The 22966-nt window shown below is 70.1% G+C and carries 22 protein-coding genes; 9 read left to right on the top strand and 13 right to left on the bottom strand.

Translation table 11 applies throughout. From position 1 onward, the window contains the following. A partial coding sequence (locus VF697_RS17715; RefSeq protein ID WP_331096506.1) for a DNA alkylation repair protein occupies positions 1-412 on the bottom strand: 412 nt, incomplete at its 3' end. Positions 413-460: 48 nt separating this feature from the next. Between VF697_RS17715 and VF697_RS17710 the strand changes: the two genes are divergently transcribed. From VF697_RS17710 to VF697_RS17700, 3 genes are read left to right on the top strand one after another with little or no spacing between them, the layout of a single operon-like run. Next, positions 461-1453, top strand: coding sequence for a DUF2157 domain-containing protein (locus VF697_RS17710; RefSeq protein ID WP_331096505.1), 993 nt, complete (start codon positions 461-463; stop codon positions 1451-1453). A 2-nt stretch (positions 1454-1455) separates the two neighbouring features. Next, positions 1456-2556, top strand: a complete 1101-nt coding sequence (locus tag VF697_RS17705) for a DUF4401 domain-containing protein (protein WP_331096503.1) — start codon at positions 1456-1458, stop codon at positions 2554-2556. Then, a complete protein-coding gene (locus VF697_RS17700) occupies positions 2556-3059 on the top strand; it encodes a GDYXXLXY domain-containing protein (protein ID WP_331096501.1) in 504 nt (167 codons plus the stop codon). The genes VF697_RS17705 and VF697_RS17700 overlap by 1 nt, the downstream gene beginning before the upstream one ends. Before the next feature lie 31 nt (positions 3060-3090). Here VF697_RS17700 and VF697_RS17695 read toward each other — a convergent pair whose 3' ends face one another. The 9 genes from VF697_RS17695 to VF697_RS17655 form a co-directional block, all read right to left on the bottom strand. Next, the gene (locus VF697_RS17695; RefSeq protein ID WP_331096499.1) at positions 3091-4176 is read right to left on the bottom strand and encodes a metallophosphoesterase; all 1086 of its coding nucleotides are present in this window, start codon (positions 4174-4176) and stop codon (positions 3091-3093) included. Between the two features lie 38 nt (positions 4177-4214). Continuing rightward, positions 4215-5000 carry a class I SAM-dependent methyltransferase gene (locus VF697_RS17690; protein WP_331096497.1) on the bottom strand — a complete coding sequence of 262 codons (786 nt, stop codon included), beginning with the start codon at positions 4998-5000 and terminating at the stop codon, positions 4215-4217. A gap of 69 nt (positions 5001-5069) precedes the next feature. Next, positions 5070-5480 carry a CBS domain-containing protein gene (locus VF697_RS17685; protein ID WP_331096495.1) on the bottom strand — a complete coding sequence of 137 codons (411 nt, stop codon included), beginning with the start codon at positions 5478-5480 and terminating at the stop codon, positions 5070-5072. Between the two features lie 106 nt (positions 5481-5586). Beyond that, entirely contained in the window at positions 5587-6348 is a 762-nt protein-coding gene (locus VF697_RS17680) for a ZIP family metal transporter (protein WP_331096493.1), read from the bottom strand. A gap of 149 nt (positions 6349-6497) precedes the next feature. Next, the gene (locus VF697_RS17675; protein WP_331096491.1) at positions 6498-7754 is read right to left on the bottom strand and encodes a hypothetical protein; all 1257 of its coding nucleotides are present in this window, start codon (positions 7752-7754) and stop codon (positions 6498-6500) included. A gap of 7 nt (positions 7755-7761) precedes the next feature. Beyond that, positions 7762-8361 (bottom strand): penicillin-binding protein activator LpoB, encoded by a 600-nt coding sequence (lpoB, locus tag VF697_RS17670; protein WP_331096489.1) that lies wholly within the window; start codon positions 8359-8361, stop codon positions 7762-7764. Between the two features lie 14 nt (positions 8362-8375). After that, a complete protein-coding gene (locus VF697_RS17665; protein WP_331096487.1) occupies positions 8376-9212 on the bottom strand; it encodes a hypothetical protein in 837 nt (278 codons plus the stop codon). Between the two features lie 4 nt (positions 9213-9216). Next, a complete protein-coding gene (locus tag VF697_RS17660) occupies positions 9217-9780 on the bottom strand; it encodes a hypothetical protein (protein WP_331096508.1) in 564 nt (187 codons plus the stop codon). Positions 9781-9856: 76 nt separating this feature from the next. Beyond that, on the bottom strand, positions 9857-11485 hold the full coding sequence (locus tag VF697_RS17655) for a mechanosensitive ion channel family protein (protein WP_331096485.1): 1629 nt from the start codon (positions 11483-11485) through the stop codon (positions 9857-9859). A 172-nt stretch (positions 11486-11657) separates the two neighbouring features. On the opposite strand from VF697_RS17655, the gene VF697_RS17650 reads away from it, so the two are divergent. From VF697_RS17650 to VF697_RS17625, 6 genes are all read left to right on the top strand, one after another. Then, positions 11658-12041 (top strand): response regulator, encoded by a 384-nt coding sequence (locus VF697_RS17650; protein ID WP_331096483.1) that lies wholly within the window; start codon positions 11658-11660, stop codon positions 12039-12041. Between the two features lie 4 nt (positions 12042-12045). Further along, positions 12046-13596: a multiheme c-type cytochrome gene (locus tag VF697_RS17645; protein ID WP_331096481.1), complete on the top strand. Its 1551-nt coding sequence runs from the start codon at positions 12046-12048 to the stop codon at positions 13594-13596. A gap of 148 nt (positions 13597-13744) precedes the next feature. Further along, positions 13745-15670: a LysM peptidoglycan-binding domain-containing protein gene (locus VF697_RS17640; protein WP_331096479.1), complete on the top strand. Its 1926-nt coding sequence runs from the start codon at positions 13745-13747 to the stop codon at positions 15668-15670. A gap of 126 nt (positions 15671-15796) precedes the next feature. Continuing rightward, on the top strand, positions 15797-16981 hold the full coding sequence (locus VF697_RS17635) for a glycerophosphodiester phosphodiesterase (RefSeq protein ID WP_331096477.1): 1185 nt from the start codon (positions 15797-15799) through the stop codon (positions 16979-16981). A gap of 63 nt (positions 16982-17044) precedes the next feature. After that, complete coding sequence (locus VF697_RS17630; protein ID WP_331096475.1) at positions 17045-18739, top strand: hypothetical protein; 1695 nt, start codon at positions 17045-17047, stop codon at positions 18737-18739. Positions 18740-18872: 133 nt separating this feature from the next. Continuing rightward, a complete protein-coding gene (locus VF697_RS17625) occupies positions 18873-19211 on the top strand; it encodes a M20/M25/M40 family metallo-hydrolase (RefSeq protein ID WP_331096473.1) in 339 nt (112 codons plus the stop codon). Here the strand turns inward: VF697_RS17625 and VF697_RS17620 are convergent. From VF697_RS17620 to VF697_RS17610, 3 genes are all read right to left on the bottom strand, one after another. Beyond that, the gene (locus VF697_RS17620; RefSeq protein WP_331096471.1) at positions 19157-20086 is read right to left on the bottom strand and encodes a hypothetical protein; all 930 of its coding nucleotides are present in this window, start codon (positions 20084-20086) and stop codon (positions 19157-19159) included. The genes VF697_RS17625 and VF697_RS17620 overlap by 55 nt on opposite strands. Positions 20087-20146: 60 nt before the next feature. After that, on the bottom strand, positions 20147-21901 hold the full coding sequence (locus VF697_RS17615) for an ATP-binding protein (protein WP_331096469.1): 1755 nt from the start codon (positions 21899-21901) through the stop codon (positions 20147-20149). A 79-nt stretch (positions 21902-21980) separates the two neighbouring features. Then, the coding region (locus VF697_RS17610) for a PEGA domain-containing protein (protein WP_331096467.1) at positions 21981-22966 on the bottom strand (986 nt) is incomplete at its 5' end.

The following is a 22966-nucleotide window of genomic DNA, read 5'->3' as shown; positions in this document are numbered from 1 at the left end:
GCCACGGCCTGAGTTCCGGGTGCTCGATCAGGTATGCGCCCAGCACCCGGGGCGCCACCGTGTCCACCAGGTCCCAGTTGTTCAGCGCCGCCAGGTGCTCCCGGCAGAACGCGAAGAGGCGTGAGCACTCGGGTTCCTCCGCCGCCTCGAACTTCTCCACGAGGATGACGAAGCCGGTGAACCGGTGCTCGTGGACCTTGCTCCGCAACAGCTCGGCCACCTGCTCCAGCGCGAGGTGCTTGTAGCGACGGGCAATCCGCCGCTGCTCCGGCACCGTCACGCCGAGGAACACGTCCCCTTCCGCGTACTCTCCCGGGCCTGTCTTGAAGAACCTCGGAAAGAAGGCGGCCTTCTCGGGGTCGGCCACGCGTGCCAGCTCGTCCTGGATGACCTGGGCGGAGGGAGTGCTCACCTCCCGGAGTCTGGCCGGGTGCCCTCCAAGAGGCTAGCGTCGTCCGTCGTGAACTCCGATCCGCTCGACCTCGCCGCCACGCCCGAGCGCCTCCGCGCGCTCGCCGACGCGGGAGTCCTGCCGCCGGTGGCCCTGGAGCGCGCCCTGCGGCTCGCCGTGGCCACTCCCGAGCGGCCCGCCTGGAGGCGCTTCCTGTCCACCGTGCTGCTGGGCTTCGGCTCGCTCCTGGTGCTCTCGGGCGTCATCTACTTCTTCGCCTACAACTGGGCGGGCCTCCACCGCTTCGGGAAGCTGGGGCTGCTGTTGGCGGCCATTCTCGCGGCGTCCCTCGCGGCGTGGCGTCTGGGCGAGGGGCTCGCTGGCCAGTTCTCCCTCCTCTTCGCGGCGGTGCTCGTGGGCCCGCTCCTCGCCGTCTACGGGCAGGCGTACCAGACGGGCGCGGATCCCTATGAGCTGTTCCTCGGGTGGGGCCTGCTCATCCTCCCATGGGTGGCGCTCGCGCGCTTCGGCCCCCTGTGGCTGTTGCTGCTGCTCCTCGTGGACACCGGCATCTCCCTCTTCCGGGTCCAGAACGCCGGCGACGAGGGCACCACGCTGATGCTGGTGCTCGCGCTGGTGAATGGTGGAGCCTGGGCGGCGCACGAGTGGCTCTCGGGGCGAGGCGTACCCTGGCTGCGCGGCCGGTGGCTGCCCCGGGTGCTGGCGGTGATGACGATGGCGCCGCTGCTCGTGCTGGCGGAGTACGTCGTGGTGAGCCCCCGGAAGGCGGACACCGCGAGCTACGTGGCGCTTGGCCTGCTCGTGGCGGTGATGGTCGCGGCGTACCTCTTCCACCGCCGGGCCCACTCCGAGCTCTTCCTCCTCACCCTGGACGCGGTGAGCCTGATGACGCTCGTCACCACCTTCGTCGGCCGGCACCTGTTCAAGGCATTCGACTTCGGGGCGGGCATCTTCTTCCTGATGGCCGTGCTCATCATCGGAGAGGTGGGGCTCGCGGTCTGGTGGTTGCGCGCCGAGGCGCGTGGCCCGGAGGAGGTCTAGCCATGGCGTTCAAGCCCTCGCTGCGGAACGTCGTCTCCCAGCTCCAGGCGGAAGGAGTCCTGCCCGTCGATGCGGAGGTCCAGGCACGCGCCGCACTCGCCACCCGTCTGGAGTCCACCACCGGCATGCCCTGGTTCGTGCGCGTCCTCACCGGGTTCGGGGCGTGGCTGGCTTCCTTGTTCCTGATCGCCTTCCTCTCCCTGGGCGTGGTGGTGGGCAAGGAGGTGGGCGCCATCATCCTGGGCCTGCTCCTCACCGGAGGCGCCGCCTTCCTGCGCCACCGGGGGAACAACGTGTTCCTCACCCAGCTCGCCCTGTCCATCGGCCTGGCCGGACAGGGGCTCTTCATCGGGGGCGTGGGCGTGCTGGTGGACAGCACGGAGGCGACAGCCCTCGCCACCGTCCTCCTCCAGACCGTGCTCCTCTTCCTCTACCCGGATGCCATCCAGCGCTTCCTCTCCTCGCTGTTCGCCAGCCTCGCGCTGCTGATCCTCCTGCGCCTCTGGGGACTCGGCCTGTTGGTGGACGTAACACTGGTGGGCCTCACCGTGCTCGCGCACCTCCTCTTCCTCCAACAGGGTCGGCTCCAGGCCGGGCGTTGGAGCGAGGTCGTCATGCCCGCGGCCTTCGGGCTCGTCACCACGCTCTTCTCGGCGCTGCTGATGCGCTCCTGGTTCCATGACTTCTACAAGGGCCTCTTCCGCGAGGGCTCGGCGGAGCTGCCTCCCGGCGTGCTGACGTTGGGGCTCGCCGTGGTGACGCTGTACTCCGCCTGGCGCGTGCTGGAGGAGCTGGGAGTGGAGGCCGGTGGCCCCGCGGGAGTGACGACCTTCGTCGCGCTGGCGCTCCTGGCGCTCCTCACGCTCCAGACACCCGGTGTCATCGCCGCGGCCGGCGTGCTGCTGCTCGGCTTCCACCGACGCAGCGTGGTGCTGCTCGGCATGGCCGTGGTCTTCATCCTCACCTTCGGCGTGGGCTACTACTACGACCTCCAGCTCACCCTGCTGGCCAAGTCGCTCGCGCTGCTCGGCAGTGGCCTGTTGCTGCTCGGCCTGCGGCTCTTCACCCTGCGCCGCTTCCCCGCGGCCGAGGAGGTGCGCTGATGCGCGCGCGCGTCATCTTCGGCGGCCTCGCCCTGGTGGTGGTGGCCCTGGTGGTGCTCGTCGTCCGCAAGGAGCAGGTCCTGGCCCACGGCACGCCCGTGCTGCTGGAGCTCGCCCCGGTGGACCCGCGCTCGCTGATGCAGGGCGACTACATGGTGCTCGACTACGCCGTCAGCCGTCAGGTGGACCGGGAGGGAGAGATGTGGAACGAGGCGCCTCGGGACGGTCGCCTCGTGCTGCGCCTCGATGAGCAGGGCGTGGGGCGCTTCGTCCGCGAGGAGCAGCCGGGCACCCCGCTCGCTCCGGGAGAGCTGCTACTGCGCTACAAGGTCCGCGAGGGCCGCGTCCGCCTGGGCGCGGAGTCCTTCTTCTTCCAGGAGGGCCACGCGGACCGCTACGCCGGAGCGAAGTACGGCGAGCTGCGGGTGACCGGGGACGGCTCCAGTGTGCTGGTGGGCCTACGGGATGCCGAGCGCCAGCCACTCGGGCGCGCCGTGCCGTGAGCAGGGACGCGTACCGGGCCCGGCGGAGGGTTCACACCCGGCGCAGCGTGATGACCGCGAGCTCCGCCGGAGCGCCCAGCCGCGCCGGGGGTCCAGTGGTGCCAGCGCCACGGTTCACATAGAGCCACGAGCGCCCCTGCCGATACAGCCCCGCGGTCCAACGGGTGATGAACCGGGCCAGCGAGAGGCGGCGGACGCCCGGGACTCCGAGCTGCCCGCCGTGCGTGTGGCCCGAGAGCGTCAGCTCGACGCCGTGGGCTTGCGCCTGGGGGAACAGGTCAGGGTCGTGCGCGAGCAGCACGGTGGGGACGCCCTCCGGGCGCTTCGCGAGTGCCCGCTCCAGGTCGTCACGCGAGGTCCACGTGTCGTCCACCCCCGCGACGTACAGGCGAGCGTCACCGCGCCGCACCACCACCCCTCGGTTGCGAAGGACGGTCAGCCCCCGGCGCTCCAGCTCCCGGGCGAGGTGCTCGCCGTCGGTGAAGTAGTCGTGGTTGCCCATGCAGGCGAACGCGCCATCCTTCGCGCGCAGCCCCCCGAGCGCCCGCGCGACCGCCTCGACGTGCGAGGAGCCGTGGGTGATCAGGTCGCCCGTGACGGTCACCAGGTCGAGGTCTCGGGCATTGAGGCGCGCGACCCAGGAGGAGACCCGCTCCTCGGAGACATGCGGCCCGCAGTGCACGTCGGAGATCTGGCCGATGCGGTAGCCATCCAGGGCTGGCGGGAGTCCCTCCACCCGAACCACCCGCTTGCGGATCCTCGGCCGGCCGAGGACCGCGTCCGTGCCCAGGACGAGCGCGACGGCTCCGGCCACGCCCCAGGTGGCAACCATGGGCAGGCCCGCCCGCACGGCCAGCGCGGCGGGGACCATGAGCAGGTCGAACATCAGGCAGGCCGACCACCACCCCAGCGCCAGGTAGGTCGACAGCGCGGGAGCCGTGGTGTGCCAGGGGCTCTGCAACTGGCGCAGGTACGGCACCGAGACCAGCACCGCGACCACTGCGGGCAGGGGCGTGCGGGTGACCCAACAGAGCCAGAGCACCGCGGGAAGCTGGACGAGGGTGACGACGAGGGCCGCGAGCAGGTGGAAGCGACCCCGGAGGCGGGTTCTGGACATGAGAGCAGGTGTTTAACGTGCTCGCGCCCGGTCCGCCGTCATGCGGCGGGCTTCAACACGAAGATGCTGTCGAGCCGGATCTCCCCCCGCTCGCGAGGGGTGTCCACCTGGTAGTCGAAGTCGTAGACGGCCAGCACCTCGAGGCCCGCCCGACGGAAGAGGCGCCGGGCCTGCGTCAGGTCATACGTGCGGAAGTACCAGTGCGTCTCGATGAGCAGGTCCTTCTCCGGCCCGGTGATCCGCAGCCGGTTGCGCATCGCCGAGCGCCGCAGGCGCCGGTCCGGCAGCCCCTCGTGGGTGTTGCACACCACCGTGTCCTTCCCGAGGCGCTCCACCCACCGCTCGTGCTCCGGCCGCTTCCGCTCGTAGTCCGTGAGGTGGAAGCCGAGCACGTACAGGCCCTCGGGCTTGAGCAGCCGGCGCGTGCCCTCCAGGTGCTCGCGCGCCGCCTTCTCGCTGTCGAGGTAGCGGAACGTGGACACCAGGTTGAACGCCAGATCCACCTGTCCCTCCAGCTCGGGCTGGAAGAAGGTCTCCATGCGCGACAGGTGGAGGCGCGCCCTGCGGCGCTGGGCCGGCGTGAGGCGCTTGCGCGCGTGGGCCAGCATCTGCTCCGAGATGTCGTAGCCCACCACCGAGCAGCCCCGGCGCGCGGCCTCGGCCACGAGCCGGCCCGCCCCGCACGCGGGCTCGAGCAACAGCTTGCCGCCCGTGCCATAGCGGCGGTTCACCTCCAGCACGAAGTCCATCTCCCGCTCGGTGTCGGTGCCGAAGATGGCCTCGTAATACTCGGGGTGGTCGTACCAGTCGGAGAGTCGTTCCATGGACGCGGTGCCGCCCTGGCGGCGGCGCGCATCCTCGGCTCCGCGCTCGGAAAAGCAAGCGAGGAAGCTTCAGCGTTTGTCTTGCTGGTCCAGCAAGCGGCCCGCGAGTCGGACCAGGTCCGTCTCCGTGATGATGCCCACCAGCACGCCCCCGTCCTCCACCACCGGCATGCACCCGAAGCGCTTGTCCAGAATCTTGTGGATGGCCTCGCGCACCGAGCTGTGCGGTTTCAGCGTCTCCACCGAGCGCGTCATGACGTCCCGGATCAGCACGGCGGCCGCGGCGGTGCTGCGCTCCTGGCGGGCCATGGCGCGGATGAGATCCCGGTGGCTCACCAGCCCCACGAGCTTGCCCTCCTTCACCACGGGCAGGTGGCGGATCTCATACTCGGCCAGCAGATCATCCCCCCGGACCAGGTCATCGTCCTCCTTCAACGTGACCACGTCCCGGGTCATCAGTTCCCCGACGGTCAGCATCATTGTCCTCCCACTCCTGGCAGCCATGAACAGGGTGGGGGCTTGGGAAGCCCGATGCAGCCCGCAGGCACTCAGCCAGCCCGGCGCTGCTTCCGCCGGTCGCTCGCGACTAGTGCAGCCCGTGGTCGGTGACCTGCGCCAGCGCGAGCATCAGCAGCAGGCCCGTCGCCAGCGCCGCCAGGTTGCGCCCCCACCGCTCCCGGCCATGCCGGTTGACGTGGGGGATGAGGTCCAGCATCGCCACATAAAGGAAGGTGCCCGCCGAGAAGGCCAGCGCCCGCGCCGCCAGTGACTCGAAGCTCAGCACCGCGTCGAAGGCGAAGTACAGCCCCGCCCCCACCGGCACCATCAGCCCGTACATCACCGCGAAGCCCAGGATGCGTCCCGAGCTCTTCCCCTCGGACTTGAGGATGGAGGCCAGCGACAGCGACGAGGGCACCTTGTGCGAGGTGATGGCCAGCAGCGCCATCAGCCCCACCCCCTCCTTCACCGCCGAGCCCAGCGCGATGCCGTCGAACAGCGTGTGCGCCGACAGCCCGAGGAACGCCGTCATCCCCAGCGTCTTGCCCTGCGCGTGATGGTGCTCCTTGCACCCCACGGGGTCCTCGCACGCGTGCGTCATCACGTACCGGTCCAGCACCAGCAGGAAGCCGAAGCCCGCGGCCACCAGCGCGAACGTCCACCCTCCGGCCCCGTGGTACGCCTCCGGCAGCAGGTGGAAGAACGCCGCCCCGACCATCACCCCCGCCGCGAACGACAGGAACGTCACCAGTCGCGCCTGCTTGCGGGTGAACACCACCACCAGCGCGCCCAGGATGGCGCCCAGCAGGATGACCAGCGAGTAGGAGGAGAGGGCGACCGCGAGGGGCATGGGGAGGCCCGACACCTAGCACAGAAACGCGCCCTCCGGTGCCAGGGGGGGCCCGGATGTGCTCCCATGAGGGAAGGGCAGCCGGGAAGGAGCGAGGCCTCTCGGGTCTCCTCCCTGTCCTCTCTCCCAGTGAGAATGAGCGGAGACGCTCAGTCGTAGCGCCGGAAGACGATGACCTGCACCCTCCCAGGCTTCACCTCTACCTCCCGGGTACTGCCAGGGCCTCCCATGTCCACCTGCACCGTGTGTCGGCCAGCGGGCAACCGGAAGCGCGTCAGTTGGAACTCCGCCGGTAGGGACAGCCACGAGCGCAAGTCCGGCTGGTTCAGCGCGTTCAGCACCAAGAAGGTCAGCGCCCCTACCTCCTTGCTCCTCGTGAGGGCCCCCGCTCCCGCCGCGAGCCCCGCCTTCACCGCCGTCCCGGCCACCTGCAGGGCCAGCAGCCGGCCGATCCGGTCATCCAGGTGCACCCGCGCCACGTCCGCCAGCGACGTCACCGTCACCGTCCGCTGCTCCGCCCCCTCCACCACCCGCACCCGGGACTGGGCCGGAGCGCCCCGGTTCCGGTACACCGGTACCTGGATGAGGTCGTGCGTCTCGAGGTACCGGTCCGCCGGCTCCTTCTCCGGGGACAGCCCCGCCTCCACCACCACGACCACCTGGCCCTCGCCCGGTCCCAGCGGCTCGTGCGCCACATCCGGGAAGCGCCGCCGCAGCTGCTCGTACTCGTCCAGCCGTCCCGTCTTCTTCGCCAGCCGCAGCAGCGGCTCCGCCAGCGGGCCCAGCCTCGGCTCCAGCTCGAGCGCCTTCGCGTAGTCGATGTACGCCGAGTCCCACTCCCGCTGGTCCTCGTACAGCACGCCGCCGATGTAGCGCGCGATGGCGAGCTGCTCGTAGGGCTTCTTCTCATCGACGATCATCTTCTCCAGCCGCTCGTTCACGCGGCGGACCTCGACGAGCGCTTCCTCGTCCTGGCCCAGCTGCGCGTAGTTGAGCGCCTGGAGCACGGAGATCATCAGCTTCTCGAAGTCCTCGCCCCGGTAGGCCCGCTCGCGCTCGTTGGTGACGAGCGCTCCGGCCTCCTCGCTCACGGAGATGGCGTCCAGCTCTCCCGCCAGGCGCTCCGCCTCCGCCAGCACCTGGAGGCTGTCCCGCCACCGTCCCGCCGCGTGCAGCACCATCCCGCGGTCCAGCAGCACCAGCAGCCGGTCCTTCTCGGAGCCCTCCCGCGCCACGGCGTCCAGCTCGTGCAGGGCCCGGTCGTACGACTCCGACTCGTACGCGCCGCGCAGGCCCCGCGTCCGGGCGATGTAGTCCCCCGCGCAGCCGGTCAGCAGCACCCCGCTCGCGAGCACGAGCACGGCCCATCCCGGCACGCCCGGACGGTGATGGCGCGTGAGGCTCATGGTCGGGCTACCAGGAGATGCTCTTCTTCTCGAACTTCTTGCGGATCTCCTTCTCGTCCGTCCACTCCACGATGCCGGTCCGCACGTTGTTCAGCTTCACCGTCATCTTGTAATAGACGAGCTTGTCCGCGCCGACCTCCTGGACGATGGAGGAGATCTCCCCCGTCATCAGGTAGTCGGCGCTGGCCTGCTGGCCCGGGCCCTTGGCCTCGTCGGGGCGCACGTAGCCCGACTGCTGGTACTCGTACTCCTCGGCCAAGTCCTCGCGCGCCGCCTTGTCCAGCAGCGCGAACCGGCCCGTCTGGGCCAGCCCCGTCTGGATCTTGTCCCCCAGCGAGCTCATGTCGATGTGCTCGGACGTCTTGTTCTTCATCCGGCCCACCAGCACCACCGGCAGCTTGTCGGCGGGCTGCGCGAAGCGGGGCGAGCCGGCCAGCGAGTTCACCAGCTTCTTCGCGATGAGCTGCAGGTCGTTCTCGTTGAACCTGTCCGACAGCATCTCGATGGTGTTCGGGTCCTCATAGGTGCCGCGGGTGAAGGCACGCGGCCCTCCGCAGGCGGTGAGGAGCCCGAGGAGCGAAGCGGAGACAATCAGGCGGGTCTTCATGGTGGAGCGCTCTCCTAGTTCCATTCGCATTCGAAGCGGCTGCCCTGGAAGTTCCATTTGTAGGCCAGCACCGCGTCACGTCGATACCCGGCCGTCAGCCGGCAGAGGCTCTGCAGCGACGCGCGCGGGTACTCGAAGGTGTAGAGCTGGGCCTTGGCCCGCTCGGCCTCGGTGAGCTGCGTGGGGTGCGTGAGGGTCGGGTTGGCGCTCGCCACCACCATCACCCGGTGCGAGCCGTACGTCTTGAGCGACACCTGCCCGGCGAGCTGGATGCGGCGCACCGTCCTGGCGCGCAGGATGTCGCTGCGGTCCACCATCGTCTCGTGCCTGTTCTGGCGCGCGAGCAGGTCCGGCAGGTTGGCGGAGAACACGCGCGTGAGGTCCCCGTCCTCCACGAAGAAGTAGAGGAAGGCCTCGCGGGCCGTGCGGCTCTCGCCGGTGAAGTCCAGCGTCACCAGCAGGTCCAGCACCCGGTTGGGCCTGAGCGCGTGGGTGGACACCGCGTCCAGCACCCCCCGGGGCACCCCCGACTGCTTCAGGCGGATGAGGCCGTCCGCGCTCGCGTCGCACGCGCAGCGGCGCTGCTCCACCATCTTCACGAGCTGGGCCTCGTCGAAGCCCGCCTGGGCCAGCTTCGCCACCTCCTCGTCCGTGAGGGGGAGCTGCTCGGTGCGCTCATAGATGCGCGGGAGCTGGTTGGGGTCCCACTGGATGATGTTGACGGTCTGCGTCTCGCCTGGGAAGGGCAGCACGGGCACGGACTGCCCGCTGGCGGAGGTGGCGCGGGGCACCTCCACGCGAACCTGGCCGGTGACGAGCACGAGCGCGGCGACGAGGGCGTGAGCGAGCATGGCGCTAGAACCTGTAACCCACGTTCATGAACAGTCGATTGGTGATGCCCCGCTCGGCCAGCGGGATGTCCAGTGCGTAACCCAGCCCGACCACGACACGCTCATGGGCCAGCAGCACGTCCACGCCTGCCTGGGGCGAGATGCCAAAGCGCAGGCCCAGGTCGGGTACGAAGAAGGCGCCAGCCTTCAGGCCCGCGCTGAAGCTCAGCGGGAAGCCGTAGGTGCGGAAGCGGGGGCCCACCAGCGCGCTCACCTGTCCCCCCCGCAGCACGTAGGCCCCGCTGAAGTCGAACTGGTACCAGTCCGCGCCCCCGAACGAGGCGGTGGCGCCGACGAACAGCGGCGGCCCCGACAAGCTGTTCGCCTCGCTCTGCCGGGCGGCGAGCGCCGCGCCCCAGTTGAACTCCAGCGCGAACCCACTGCCTGAAGCCCGGCGGTAGCCCCCCTTGCCGTATTCGGAGCCCTCGGGCCCGTCGGTACGGCCTCGCTCCTGGGCCTGGGCGGACAGCGGCGCGACCACGGCGGCCGCCAGCGCGGCGACTCCCCACAACTTCGCGAGACGCTTCATCACGGCTCCCTCGACATGCGGCAACCCACCCCACCCGACGCGGGCGGGGGCTAGATATTCATCGTCCCACCGCCGCTCAGGCCCGGGGCGTCGCGGGTGGCGAAGGCGGAGCCTGCTCGCCTGCTGGCGCGGCCGGCTGCACCGGCGGGCGGGGCTCGGTGCGGGTGGTGGGCAGCCACTCGGGCCGCGCGCGCAGGTAGATCATCATCTTCTCACGCACCAGGGCGCGCAGGTCGAAAAGGTCATCCGGCGTGGCGCTCACCAGCACGCGCACCTGCAGTGTCCGGTCCAGCACCTCCTCCACCACCACGGTGGCCACCTTCTTGTCCCACAGCGCCTTGCCCTCGTTCTCCAGGAGGCGCCGCAGCTCCGCCCGCAGCGCCTCCATGTCCGTGGTGAAGTCCACCAGCAGCTTCACCGGGCCCAGCATGGACTTGCCGCCCTTGCTCCAGTTCTGGAAGGGCTTGTCGAGGAACTGGGCGATGGGGATGACCAGCCGCCGCTCGTCCCACACCTTCACCACCACGTACGTGAGGGTGATCTCCTCCACCGTCCCGGACTCGTTCTCCACCACCACCTGGTCCCCGATGCGGATGGGCTGGGTGATGGAGAGCTGGATGCCCGCCAGCAGCGAGGAGATGGACTTCTGGGCCGCCAGACCGATGACGAGGCCCGCGATACCGGCCGAGGCCAACAGCGACACGCCCACGCTGCGCACCGTCTCGAACTGCATGAGCAGCAGCGCGGCGGCGATGACGTAGGTGGCCACCTCGAAGAGGCTGCGCAGCACCGCGAACTGGGTGTGCAGTCCCCGGGCCCTCCGGGCGTCCTTGGTGTCCTTCGTCAACGACTCCTGGACGAACAGGGACGTCACCCGCAGGAAGCGCAGGATGAACCACGCCACCGACACGATGCTGAGCGTGGTGACCACCCGGCTCGACACGAACTGGGCCGAGGGCGAGAGCACCAGCAGCGCCGTCCCCGGCGCCAGCAGCAGCGCGAAGTACAGCAGCCGCAGCGGGCCCTTGCCCGAGGACACCAGCGCGTCATCCCACGAGATGCGCGTCCACTTCGCCACCCGCCCCACCACCGCCAGCGTGAGCCGCTCCAGCGCCACGCACAGCACCCCGGCCCCCGCCAGCGTCACCAGCAGGCCCAGCCACTGCCACGGCTCCAACCCCACCACCGGCTTGGAGAACATCGCCGGCGGCAGCTCCTCCCCCAGCACCCCCGGGCCGAACTCCTTGTAGAGCTCGTCGATGGCCTTCACCGTGGCCTCGCTGAACACCCACACCCGCCCACCTCCACTCCTCACACTGTCGAGTCGGATGGGGTAGGCGTCCTCACCCACCGAGAGGATGGCGATCTGGTCGTAGCGGGAGCCGGCCGGGTCGCCCTCGGGCTCCTTGCTGAGGCCGGCGAGGGCCAGGGGGAGCTGGTGGTCCAGGACGAACTTGAGCTGGCGGGCCAGCCGGGCGCCCTCGGCCTTCTGCTGGTCCGGGGGGAGGTAGTCCAGGTCGAGGTAGTGCGCGCCCAGCGCGTAATCCCCTCGGTGGACGGCATCGGAGAAGCCCTTGCCGGTGGCGTAGGGCGTCTGCCGATCCACCGAGGCGGGAGGCTCCCCGAGGCCCGGGTTGAGGGCCCAGGCCGTCGGGAGGACGACGAGGGACAGCAGGACGCTCAGTCCAGTCAGGGCGCGGCGCATGGCCGACTTAGTGCGCCACCCCAACCCCGGCGGCAACATCAATGTGTCGGCAGCCCGCCCGGAGTCCGGGGGAGCTGTCGACTCTCCACCCTCCAGGATTCCAATGGTGTGGGAAAGCCTTGGAGCGGAAAGGATCGGTAGGCTAGAAAAGGCCGCCCAGGAAGAGGTCGCCGTGCAAGAGAAGCGCAAAATCCTCCTCATCGACGACAGCGAGATCACCCTCGCCATGGAGAAGGCCGTGCTGGAAGCGCGCGGCTACGAGGTCGTCGCCACCTCCACGTTGATGGAGTTCGAGAAGACGCTCCAGACCTGGAAACCGGACCTCATCCTCACGGACATCCACATGCCCGAGGCCAAGGGCACGGACATCTGCCGCACGCTCAAGAACGAGTACGGCACCCAGGACATCCCCATCATCCTCTTCTCCAGCCTCCCGGACGACGAGCTGAGCAAGCTGGCCGAGCAGGTGGGAGCCGATGGCAGCCTGTCCAAGGTGAACGGACTGGAGGCCATGGGCGAGAAGATCGACGAGCTGGTGCAGAGCATCATCTGGTGACGCCGTGAGACGGCTCGTCCTCGGAGGCATGCTGCTGGCGGCGCTCGCGGGATGCTCGCGCAAGGAAGCGCCTGCCGCCGGCGCGGACGTGGCCTCGCGCGCGGAGGGCTCGGCGCGAGCGGATGCTCCGGGCGCCGTCCTCTTCTTCTCCGCCGACATGCGCGGCTACCTGGGCCCCTGCGGCTGCAGCGAGAACATGCGCGGAGGCATCGGACGCGCGGCCTCCCAGGTGATGGAGGCGCGCAAGGGCGCCCTGCCCGTCCTCTATATCGACGGCGGCGACAGCCTCTTCGGGGAGCCCTCCTTCGAGCCGCAGCAGGTGCCCCAGGAGGAGCGCAAGGCCCGGGCACTCGCCGAGGCCATGAAGCGCATGGGCCTGTCGGTGCGCGCGCTCGGCGAGCTGGACGACGCGCGCGGCGCCAACTTCCGCGCGGGACTGGGCCTGCCCGAGCTGGCACCCGGTGGGGTGAAGGTGCTGCCCGCGGGGGCTCGCAAGGTGGGCGTGGTGAGCGCCACGGACGCGGCCGGGCTGAAGCAGGCCAGCGCCCGGGCCCGCGAGCAGGGCGCCGCCTTCGTGGTGGGCCTCTTCCACGGCACCCTGACGCAGGCCCAGCAGGTCGCGGCGACGCCGGAGCTGGGCGCGGACCTCGTGCTGGCCACGCACACCGCCACCGAGTTCTCCGGGGAGCAGAACACCCTGACGCGCGTGGCCGTGCCCGTCATCGCCCTGCAGAGCAAGGGCCGCTCGCTGCTGCGCGTGGACCTGGCCTATGGCCCCCAGCCCGGCCGCTTCACCCCGCAGAAGACGGCGGAGGAGGGCGAGAAGGAGGCCGCCTCCATCGAGCGGCGCATGGAGCTGCTGGACCGGGAGATCAACCTCCCCGGCCTCGACGCCAACCTCAAGCGCCTCAAGCAGCAGAAGCGCGAGGAGCTGGCGGCACGCCGGCAGGCCGTCCTCACCCCGCCGGTGGCCCCGGCCGGTGACGCCGACACCTTCAGCGTGCGCTTCATCCCCCTGGAGTCCAACCTGCCCTCGCACCCCGAGGCCCAGGCGGTGGTGAGCGCCTACGACGCGGACGTGGGGAAGATGAACCTCGAGTGGGCCAAGGCGCACGGCCAGGACTGCCCCGCCCCCGAGAAGGGCCAGGCCGCCTTCGTGGGCAACACCGCCTGCGCCGAGTGTCACGCGGAGGCCTTCCCCTCGTGGGAGTCCTCCAAGCACCACGAGGCGTGGAAGACGCTGGAGACGGCGGGCAAGCAGTTCCACCTCAACTGCACCGGCTGCCACGTCACCGGCTGGGAGCAGCCCGGCGGAGTGTGCCGCCTGGACAAGGTGGCCGGTCGCGAGAACGTGGGCTGCGAGAGCTGCCACGGCCCGGGCTCGCTCCATGCCGAGGACCCCTCCACCGAGAACATCACCGCCCGCCCCGGCCAGGTCGTGTGCGTGAAGTGCCACAACCCGGAGAACTCGCCCCACTTCGACTTCGCCACCTATGTGCCGAAGATTCTGGGCCCTGGACATGGCCAGCCACCGGCAGTGAAGCGCGGCCCCTGAAACACACCCGGGCGGTGCGTTTCTTCCCGTTGATACCATCCGGGGAGAGAATGGCTTGTCCGGCCGGCTGTTTGAGTCGCTCGGAAAACCAAGAACACTTGAGCCTCCAATCAACCCGGCCCTCCTGGCAGCCGGCCCCCAGGTGACCATGCCGTCCTTCAGCCTGCTCCTCCTGGTCCTCGCCTCCGTCCCCACGTCCAAGGACGCGCTGCCCATGCCCCCGCCGCCGCCCGGCATGCGCGTGCTCGACAGCGACGACAAGCGGCTGCTGGTGGGCTCGGCCGAGGAGCCCGAGACGTCCGCGGAGGAGGAGCTGGACGAGGCGGAGCCCGCGTCCACCGAGCTCGAGGAGCTGCGGGCGCTGGAGGGCGCCACGTTGGATCCGGGCGCCCGGCCGAACGCCGAGGTGCTCCAGTCGCTGCGCCGCCTGGGCCTGGCCAACCCGCTGCGCCAGCGCATGCTGGACGCCCTCGAGGAGCCCACCTTCCGCGAGGACGAGCTCACCGGGGAGATGCCCCTCATCACCGACCTGGCCCACTTCGACGTCTCGCGGGTGCAGGCCCGCTACGACATCCCGGTGGAGATGCAGCCGCTGGTGGCCCAGTACGTCCAGTTCTTCCAGGGGCCGGGCCGCAAGTGGTTCCGCAAGTGGGTCAACCGATCCACCCGCTACCTGCCGGTGATGCAGCCCATCCTCGAGGCCCACGGGCTGCCGCGCGACACGGTGTACCTGGCGATGATCGAGAGCGGCTTCTCGCCGAGCGCCTACTCGTGGGCGCACGCCGCTGGGCCCTGGCAGTTCATCTCCAGCACCGGCCGCCAGTACGGGCTGCACCAGGACTTCTGGGTGGACGAGCGGAGGGATCCACTCAAGGCCACCCGCGCCGCCGCGCGCTACCTGAAGGACCTCCACAAGGAGCTGGGCCACTGGTACCTCGCGTGGGCGGGCTACAACACGGGCAGCGGCCGGGTGCGGCGGCTGGTGGAGCGCCTGGGCACGAACGACTTCTGGGCCATCTCCGCCCCCGAGGAGCGGGGGCTGGCGCAGGAGACGCGGCACTACGTGCCCAAGCTCATCGCCGCGGCGCTCATCGCCAAGCACCCCACGGCCTTCGGCTTCTCCGAGAAGGAGTTCGACTACGAGCCGGCCCTCACCTTCGACGAGGTGAAGCTCACCGACGCCACCGACCTGGACGTGATTGCCCGGGCGGCCGGCGTGGACGTGAAGGAAGTGCAGGAGCTCAACCCCGAGCTGCGGCGCTGGTGCACCCCACCGGCGAGCGCGAAGAACCCCTACGTGCTGCGCCTGCCCCAGGGCACGGCGGAGCGCTTCGCGGAGAACTTCGCGCGCATCGCGCCCAAGGAGCGGCTCACCTTCCGTGTGCACAAGGTGAAGAAGGGCGACACGCTGTCGCAGATCGCCCTCAAGTACGGCACCGCGGCCGAGGCCATCCTGCAGATGAACCAGCTCAAGAGCGTGAAGACGCTGAAGCTCAACGCGGAGCTGGTGATTCCCGTGCCGGCCGGTCGCGGCCAGGAGTCCGGGGACGGCGCGCTGGCGCGCAAGGTGGCGCAGGCGCGGCGCAGCGGCGTGACGGTGCCGCGCCCCGAGGACGAGGTGCCCGCCGGAACGCCGCGCGGTCCCGTGGCCACGGGCCCCATCAAGACGGAGACCGTCAATGGCCGCAAGCGCATCACCTACGGTGTGCAGTCGGGTGACAGCATGTGGGCCATCGCCAACCGCTTCCAGGTGAACGCGGACGAGCTGCGCAAGTGGAACAACCTCACGGCGCGCGAGAGCAAGCGGGCCCTGAAGGTGGGCTCGGTGCTGTACATCTTCCCGGACAACGTGCCCAAGCAGGTGGAGGAGCGCGCGGGCACGGTCATCGCCCAGCGGGCCCCGGCCGGCAACGCGGGCCGTCCCGGCACGGTGCACCAGTTGGCCGCCGGCGAGTCCATCTGGAGCATCGCCCAGCGCTACGGCGTGTCCGTGGAGGACCTCAAGCGCTGGAACAACATCAAGGACACCACCCGGCTGCCCACCGGTCTGCGGCTCGTGGTGAGGGCGCCGTAGTCCCCTCGGGGTGCTAGCTTCCCGGTCCTTCACGACGCACGCGTCATGAACAAGGACCTTTCTCTGCACCCACGCCCTTCCCGTCGTACTTCGCTCCGCGCCTCCTTCCGCCACTCGCTTCGCTCGTTGCTCCCGCTCGCGGCGGCGTGTGCCCTGACGCTGACCGGCTGCAAGGATGACGGCGGCGACAATACCGGTGACGCGGGCGTCGAAAATCCTGGAGACGCGGGCACCGGCGACGCGGGCACTGGCGACGCGGGCGTCGCGCTCCCCACTCCGCTCATCGACAAGGTGCTCGTGGTCGGCCATCGCGGCGCCAGCGCGCTGCGGCCGGAGCACACCCTGGAGAGCTACCGCAAGGCCGTCGAGGACGGTGCGGACATCATCGAGCCGGATCTCGTGGCCACGAAGGACGGCGTGCTCGTGGCCCGTCACGAGAACGAGATCTCCGGCACCACGAACGTGTCGGTGGTGGCGAAGTTCGCGGACCGCAAGACCACGAAGACGATCGACGGCAGGCCGTTCACCGGCTGGTTCACCGAGGACTTCACGCTGGCCGAGCTCAAGGAGCTGCGTGCTCGCGAGCGCATCCCGCAGGAGCGCCCGGGCAACACGCAGTACAACGATCGATTCGAGATCCCCACGCTCGCCGAGGTCATCGCGCTGGCCAAGGAGCTGTCGGCCAGCACCGGCCGCACCATCCACCTGTACCCGGAGACCAAGCACCCGACCTACTTCCAGTCCGTAAACCTGCCGCTGGAAGACCGGCTGATCACCGAGTTGAGGGCGAACGACTTCAGCGCGACCCAGGCCACGGTCTACATCCAGTCCTTCGAGGTGGCCAACCTCAAGTACCTGCACGGGAAGATCGGCAACTCGCAGCCGAACTGGAAGCTGGTGCAGCTCATGGATGCCCGGAACACCCAGCCCTATGACTTCGTCAAGGCGGGTGACACGCGCACCTACAATGACCTGATGACCGAGGCGGGCATGAAGGAGGTCGCGACCTATGCCAACGGTGTCGGCCCCTACAAGCTGAACATCATCAACGTGGACGGCGCGGGCCAGTTCCAGGAGCCGACCGACCTGGTGCGCAACGCCCACGCGGCGAAGCTGCTGGTGTTCCCGTACACCTTCCGCCCGGAGAACGCCTTCCTGCCCGCGCCACTCAAGACGGAGGGGCCCGGCAGCACGCGCCATCCGGCCGGCTCGGTCACGGAGATCCAGACGTATCTCAAGGCCGGCATCGACGGCTTCTTCACCGACGACCCCGCCGTGGGCCGCCAGGCGGTGGATACCTTCAAGCGCTGAGGGGCGGAGGCGCTCCAGGAGCGGGATCCCGGGGCGAGATGTAGAGTGCATGGCCCTTCGCCCATGCCACTCCGCCACTCGCCTCGCGCCCTGCTCGCCGCGCTCCTGCTCGCTTCGTCCCTCAGCGGGGCCACCTCTTCCCCCTCCTTCCGTGAGCAGGTCGACGCCTATGCCGCCGGCCTCTCCCTCACCGTGGACTGGGTGTCCGATGCCCAGCTCGATGAGGATCCCGAGCTGGAGCATCTGGCCCGGCTCTGCACGCCCTCGGAGGAAGACAGCTCCGGGCTGTACGTGCTGGAGCAGGCGCCGGGCGTCCTCTGGAGCGTCAACGCGGACACCGAGAAGCGCCCATGCCCGTCCTCGCCGCCGGAGAAGAAAACCCTGCCCACCCGGCTGGAGCTGTCGACGGACGAGTACCGGGTGTGGTCGAGCGGCAGTGTGGCCTTCCGTGAGGGAGGGCCCGTCGTGCTCGAGTCCTCCACGGGGGGCGCCATCCAGGGCGACCGCATTGGCAGCTCCTCCGCGGAGGAGGATTGGGAGGGGCTGACCTTCAGTCACCGGGCGGAGTACACGCAACTCGCCGAATCGGGCGACACCGAACACAGCACGTCGTTCGCGGGCGCCATCCTGCCGGTGCTCGCCTCGCCCGAGGCCGCCGCCACCCTCCCGCCCACGCTCAACCAGGTCACCCACGGCGCGAAGCACCGGACGGGAGAGAAGGACGCCTCCTTCCGCGTGGCCGCGTTCGCCCAGGGGGCGGACGCCGTCCGCCTGCGCATCCAGGTACGGGACGACGTGGCCGTTCCCGCCACCTCCGGGATGAGCGACCAGGCCCTGCTCGGCACGGACCATCTGGAACTCTGGTGGGTCGCCCGTGACGGGCAGAACGCCTCGACACGCCAGCTCGCGGTGGCGCGTACGAGCGAAGGCGCGCTGTTCGCACGCTGGCTGCACCCCGAGGGCCTCACCGAGCCCCTGCCCTCCCTGGCGTTCGACGGCAAGGCCTTCCTCGTGGACCTGCCGCTGTCCAGCCTCGGCGTGACCCGGCCCGAGGAGACCTGGCAGACGCCCTTCACCGTGGCCTTCTCGGACTCGGACGCACCGGGGGCCGGACAGCAGACGCTGGTGGCCACCAGCTCCCTGCGCTGGAACGCGTCCGAGACCTTCGGTCGACTCGTCTCCTTCCCGGGCCATACCCGCTATCCCCCGATCGAGCAGTCCCAGTGGCTGAGCATCAACCTCGAGCCCCCGCTCCGACTCGAGCTCACGGACGCGGGCCTGCCTGTCGTCCCCGAGCAGGTGCCCTCCGTGGCGCAGCCGGAGTCCCCCTCCGCCCAGGAGCCCTCCGCCGCGCAGCCCGTACCGCCCACCGCCCCGCCCGTGAGCCCGCACGAGCAACCCAAGTGGGTCCAGAGAGCCGGGCAGCTCCTCCCCTTCCTCATCATGGGCGCCCTCTTCGTGGCGATCGTGGCCGCCACCTCCCGGCGAGACACCAGCCGCGTCCTCCTCGTGCTCGGAGGACTCATCACGGCACTGGCCTTCTCCATCCCCTTCTCCATGTCCTTCGACAAGCACGACGGCCAGTACTCGGGGCTCGTCGTCCTCCCGGCGTTGGCCGTGACGAATCTGGTGCTCCTCCCCCTCTCGGTGGTGCTCACCCGGAAGCTGTCGCGCACACCCGGCCGGGACCGCGTCCGGCTCGCCTGCGGCCTGGCCGCCATCTACGTGCTGAGCGTGATCGCCATGTTGAAGGGATAGCGCGGCAGGACTCCCGTGAAGCAGCGCACGCGGCCCTCGCGCCCAGGGGCGGTGCGCCGGTGACGCGCTGGTGCGCACCTTCGAGCCGTGAGCCATTTCCTCCTGGCGAGCGCTGACCCTGGAGTCCAGGCAGGTGAAGGAGGTCCGCGCCCTCTCGGCACAGCGGGAGGCCACCCCGGCCTCCCCCACCGACACGGACACCTACCGCGCCCTGGCGCGCACCATCCGCCAGCTCTTTCCCTCGACCCTCGTCGCTCCCACCCTGGTCCTCGGGGGAACGGATTCCCGCCACTACTCGGCCCTCTCGTCCAACGTCTACCGCTTCGCCCCGCTGGTGGTGACGCAGGAGGACCTGAAGCGCGTGCACGGCACCAACGAGCGGCTCCCCGTCGAGGACTGGCCGCGGATGGTGCGCTTCTACCGGGAGGTGCTGCGCACCGTCGCGGGCGTGGAGTCGGGCCCCCGGCCCTGAACCTTGTGGACGATGGCGTCCGCCAGACGCTCCACCGCGCGCGGTCCTCCCTGCCGGAGGAAGAGGTTGGGCTCGGTGATCTCCAACTCCATCAGCCGCAGTCCGCCCCGCTCGTCCCGAGCCACGTCCACCCGGGCGTAGAGCAGCTCGAAGCCCGTGGCGGCGATGACCTGTTGGGCGAAGGCACGCTCGTCCTCGGACGAGGGGGTCGGCTCGGCGGCGGTGGCGTCATAGCCCGGGTTCCCCGACAGCGCCGGCGGGCGCTTGATGGCGTGGGTGTGCTCGCCGCCGAGGAAGAGGATGGAGCGCTCGCCGTAGCTCTCCACCGAGGCCAGATACGGCTGCACCATCATGTCCTTGTGCGGGAGAACGCGCTCCACGAGGGCCTGCGCCGCGGGGAGGTCCTCGGGCCGGCGCACGCGCAGCGTGTCTCGCGCACCCGCGGACACCGCCGGCTTCACCACCGCGTCGGTCCAGCCTCGCTCCGCGAGCAGCGCCTTCACGTCCGACTTCGAGCCACGCCCCATCCACGCGGTGGGCACGGTGGGCACGCCGCGCGCCTCGAGCTCGCGCAGGTAGCCCTTGTGCGTGTTCCAGCGGAGCACCTCGGGCGGATTCCACAGCGGACAGTGGGCGCCGGCCCGGTCGGCCCAGGCCACGAACTCGTCACGGCGCGCGTCCGAGTCCCAGGCCGTGCGGATCAACGCGAGCCGGAAGCGGCTCCAGTCCACCGTGGGCTCGTCCCAGATGACCGGCCCGGCCTTCAAGCCCCGTGCGGCGAGCGCATCGGCGAGGAGCTGCTCGTCGGGCAGGCACTCGGGGAAGGTGGACGCGGTGACGAGGGCGACGTCGAAGGAGCTCCAATGGGCGCGCATGGGCGCCCTAGATAGCAGCGGATCGGGGTGAGGGACGAGACTCCCCCACCCCTGCGTGCCTCAGCCCTGCTCCAGGAGCAGCTTCAGCTCGCGGACGCGGCGGGTGACGTGGTCGCGGTCCAGCCGGCGGAAGGTCTCGGGCAGCAGCTCGCGGCTGGTGCACTCCTGCACCGCCACCAGGTTCTGCAGCTCGATCTCCAGCGGGTAGCTGGGCGGCACGAAGTCCGCGAAGACGGCCTTCAGGTCCTCCACCGTGGCCTGCTCGCGGCCCTGGGCCAGCGCGCGGAAGCGGGTGCGCACCAGCACCGCCTCCATGTCCGCGCCGCTCAGCTGGCGCGTCCCCGTCGGAATCAGCTCGGAGACGGACGGCACGTCCAGCTTCAGGCCCGTCTTCTTCTGCATCACCCGGAAGAGCTCCTCCCGCTCCTCCTCCGTCTCCGGGTAGAAGAGCGCGAGGTGCTCCTCGGCGCGGCCCTGGCGCTTGAGGTCCACCGGCAGCAGGTCCGGCCGAGCCGTCAGCAGGAACCACACAATCTTGCCGCGGTACACCGTGTTGCCCATGAAGGAGGCCACGGAGCCGAACACGCGGCTGCTCGTCCCCGAGTCCCCGCCCGAGTCGCGGTTGCCCAGGAAGGTGTCCGCCTCGTCCACCATCACCGCCACCGGCCAGAGCGCCTTGAGGAGATTGAAGATCTTCTCCAGGTTGGCCTCGGTGACGCCCTGCCACTGGCTGCGGAAGTTGAGGAACTTCACCACCGGAATGCCAATCTCCCCGGCGAAGCAGGACACCAGGAACGTCTTGCCGGTGCCCACCGGACCGCTCACGAGGTAGCCCATGGGCATCACCTCCATGCGGCCCTTCTTCAGCGCGTTGGCGGCGTTGCGCAGCATCTCCTTGGCCTTGCCGTGGCCCGCCACCGCGTCCAGCGTGTGCACCGGCTCGATGAACTCGAGCAGCCCGTGGCACTCGGCCTGGATGAGCTCCTTCTTGCGCTCCTTGAGCAGGTCGGCCGTAATCCGCACGTCGTGCTCGAGGGCCTCGGTGAGGACGCGGTCCAGGTTGATGCGCGACAGGCCCGCCGTCATCTTCGCCAGGCCCGCCAGCGGCACGTCCGACACCGCCGCGAGCTTCTTGCCCTCCAGCTTGTAGCGCACGTACTCCAGCCGCTCCTCCTCGGTGGGCAGCGGCAGCTCGATGGACGCCACGTACGGGTTGCGCGAGATGCGCTGGGACATGTCCGCCAGGTTCTCCGCCAGCAGCACCACGGAGACGTCCCCGGCGAGGAACTGCGGGTCGTGCGCCCACTTCTCCAGCGTGGCCAGCACGAAGCGGTCCTCGGCCGACAGGTGGCTCATCTCCCCGCCCGGCACCAGCGTCTCGGCGAAGTCGATGACGAGCGCCAGCGACTTGCCCTCGCTCAGGCGCATCCGCAGGAAGTTCTCCAGAATCTGCAGCGCCCGGGCCGGGTCTCTCGGCAGGCTCTTGGCGTAGTCCGTGCCATAGAGCGCGTCGTAGCCGACCATCGTCCGCTGCATCTCCTTCTGCGTCTCGGGAGAGGCGGAGCGGACGCCGGACGAGCGGTCATAGAAGAGGACGTGGTCGCGTCCGCCGAAAAGCTCCTCGGAGAGGAAGGTGCGCAGGGTGCCGAAGCCCCGGCCCCCATCCTCCTGGGTGAGGGGCTGCAGGTCCCGCACCGCCCCATAGAGGAGGAAGGTGCTGACGCTCTTCGTGTAGTACTTCTGGGCCAGCTTCTGGGCCCAACCGGGCAGCCCCGCGAGCGGATCCGCCGGGTCGGCCTTGCGCGACTTGGTCACGGACACACCTCTCCCGCCCCCTCGCGGGGGCCCTGGTCCCCGCCCTGGCGACAGCCGGGCGGGTCCCTGTCTGAATGGCTCAACGGCAGCCGCGCTGCTTCTTCAGCTTCTCCTTCACCGTGGCGGCACCAGCGCCCCCGGCGGGAGCCACGACCACGTCCAGGTCGTCGTGGCAGCGCAGCTTGAGGCTCACCTGCTTGACGCTGAGCGGCAGCCGCACCGTGGCCGGCGTGACGCCCAGCTCCTTGCCCCCCGCGACGATGGTGGCGCCGGAGGGCATGGACTGCACCTCGACCTCGAAGTTATCCGGCTCGAGCTTGAGCTGCACGTCCGTCGGCTTGTCGCTCAGCGGCGGGGTGACGCGCTGCTGGGCCGGCTTGAAGCCCGGGGCACTGGCCGACACCACCACCTCGGTGCCAGACATCAACTCGCCGATATAGGTCGAGCTGTTGCCCTTCTCGCGCACCACCTTGCCGTCCACCTTCACCTCGGCGTCCGGCGGCTGGGTGACGATCACCACGCGCGTCACCTGCACATCGCGCTCGAGCTTCACGTCCAGGGACGTGGGCGTCGTGCCGGGCTCGATCACCGTCGACTGGGTGAACGTCTTGTAGCCGTCGGCGCTCACCATCACCAGCGTGGGACCGGCCTTCACCGTCTGCAGCAGGGGCCCGGACTTGGGGATATCCAGGTCCTGGCCACCGACGCTCACCCGGACCGAGCCGCGCACCTCGGAAGGCAGGTGCACCAGGATGAAGCCCGAGGGCTCCGGCCGCTTCATGATGAAGAAGCCCACCACGCCCAGCACCACCACCACCAGGGCGGCGAGCGCGGCGATGAGCGGCAGGCGATTGGGAGCCGCCGGGGCCTTGTCGGCTGGAGCGCGAGCCGGCCTCACCGGGGAGGCGGCGTGCGTCGGAAGCTCTTCTTCCTCCTCGGACTCCTCGTGCACCATGGGCGTCGGCGGAGGCGGCGCCGCGAAGGGCGGCCGCGCCGGGGACGTCACGGCGGAGTGCGACGCCGAAGGCCGCGCGGGCATGGACTGCTCGGCCGGAGACTCCGGCC

The organism is Archangium sp. (genome assembly GCF_036388035.1).
GTDB lineage: Bacteria > Myxococcota > Myxococcia > Myxococcales > Myxococcaceae > Archangium.
Note: the sequence above shows the minus strand (reverse complement) of the source record. Positions and strands in the feature narration are given on the sequence as shown.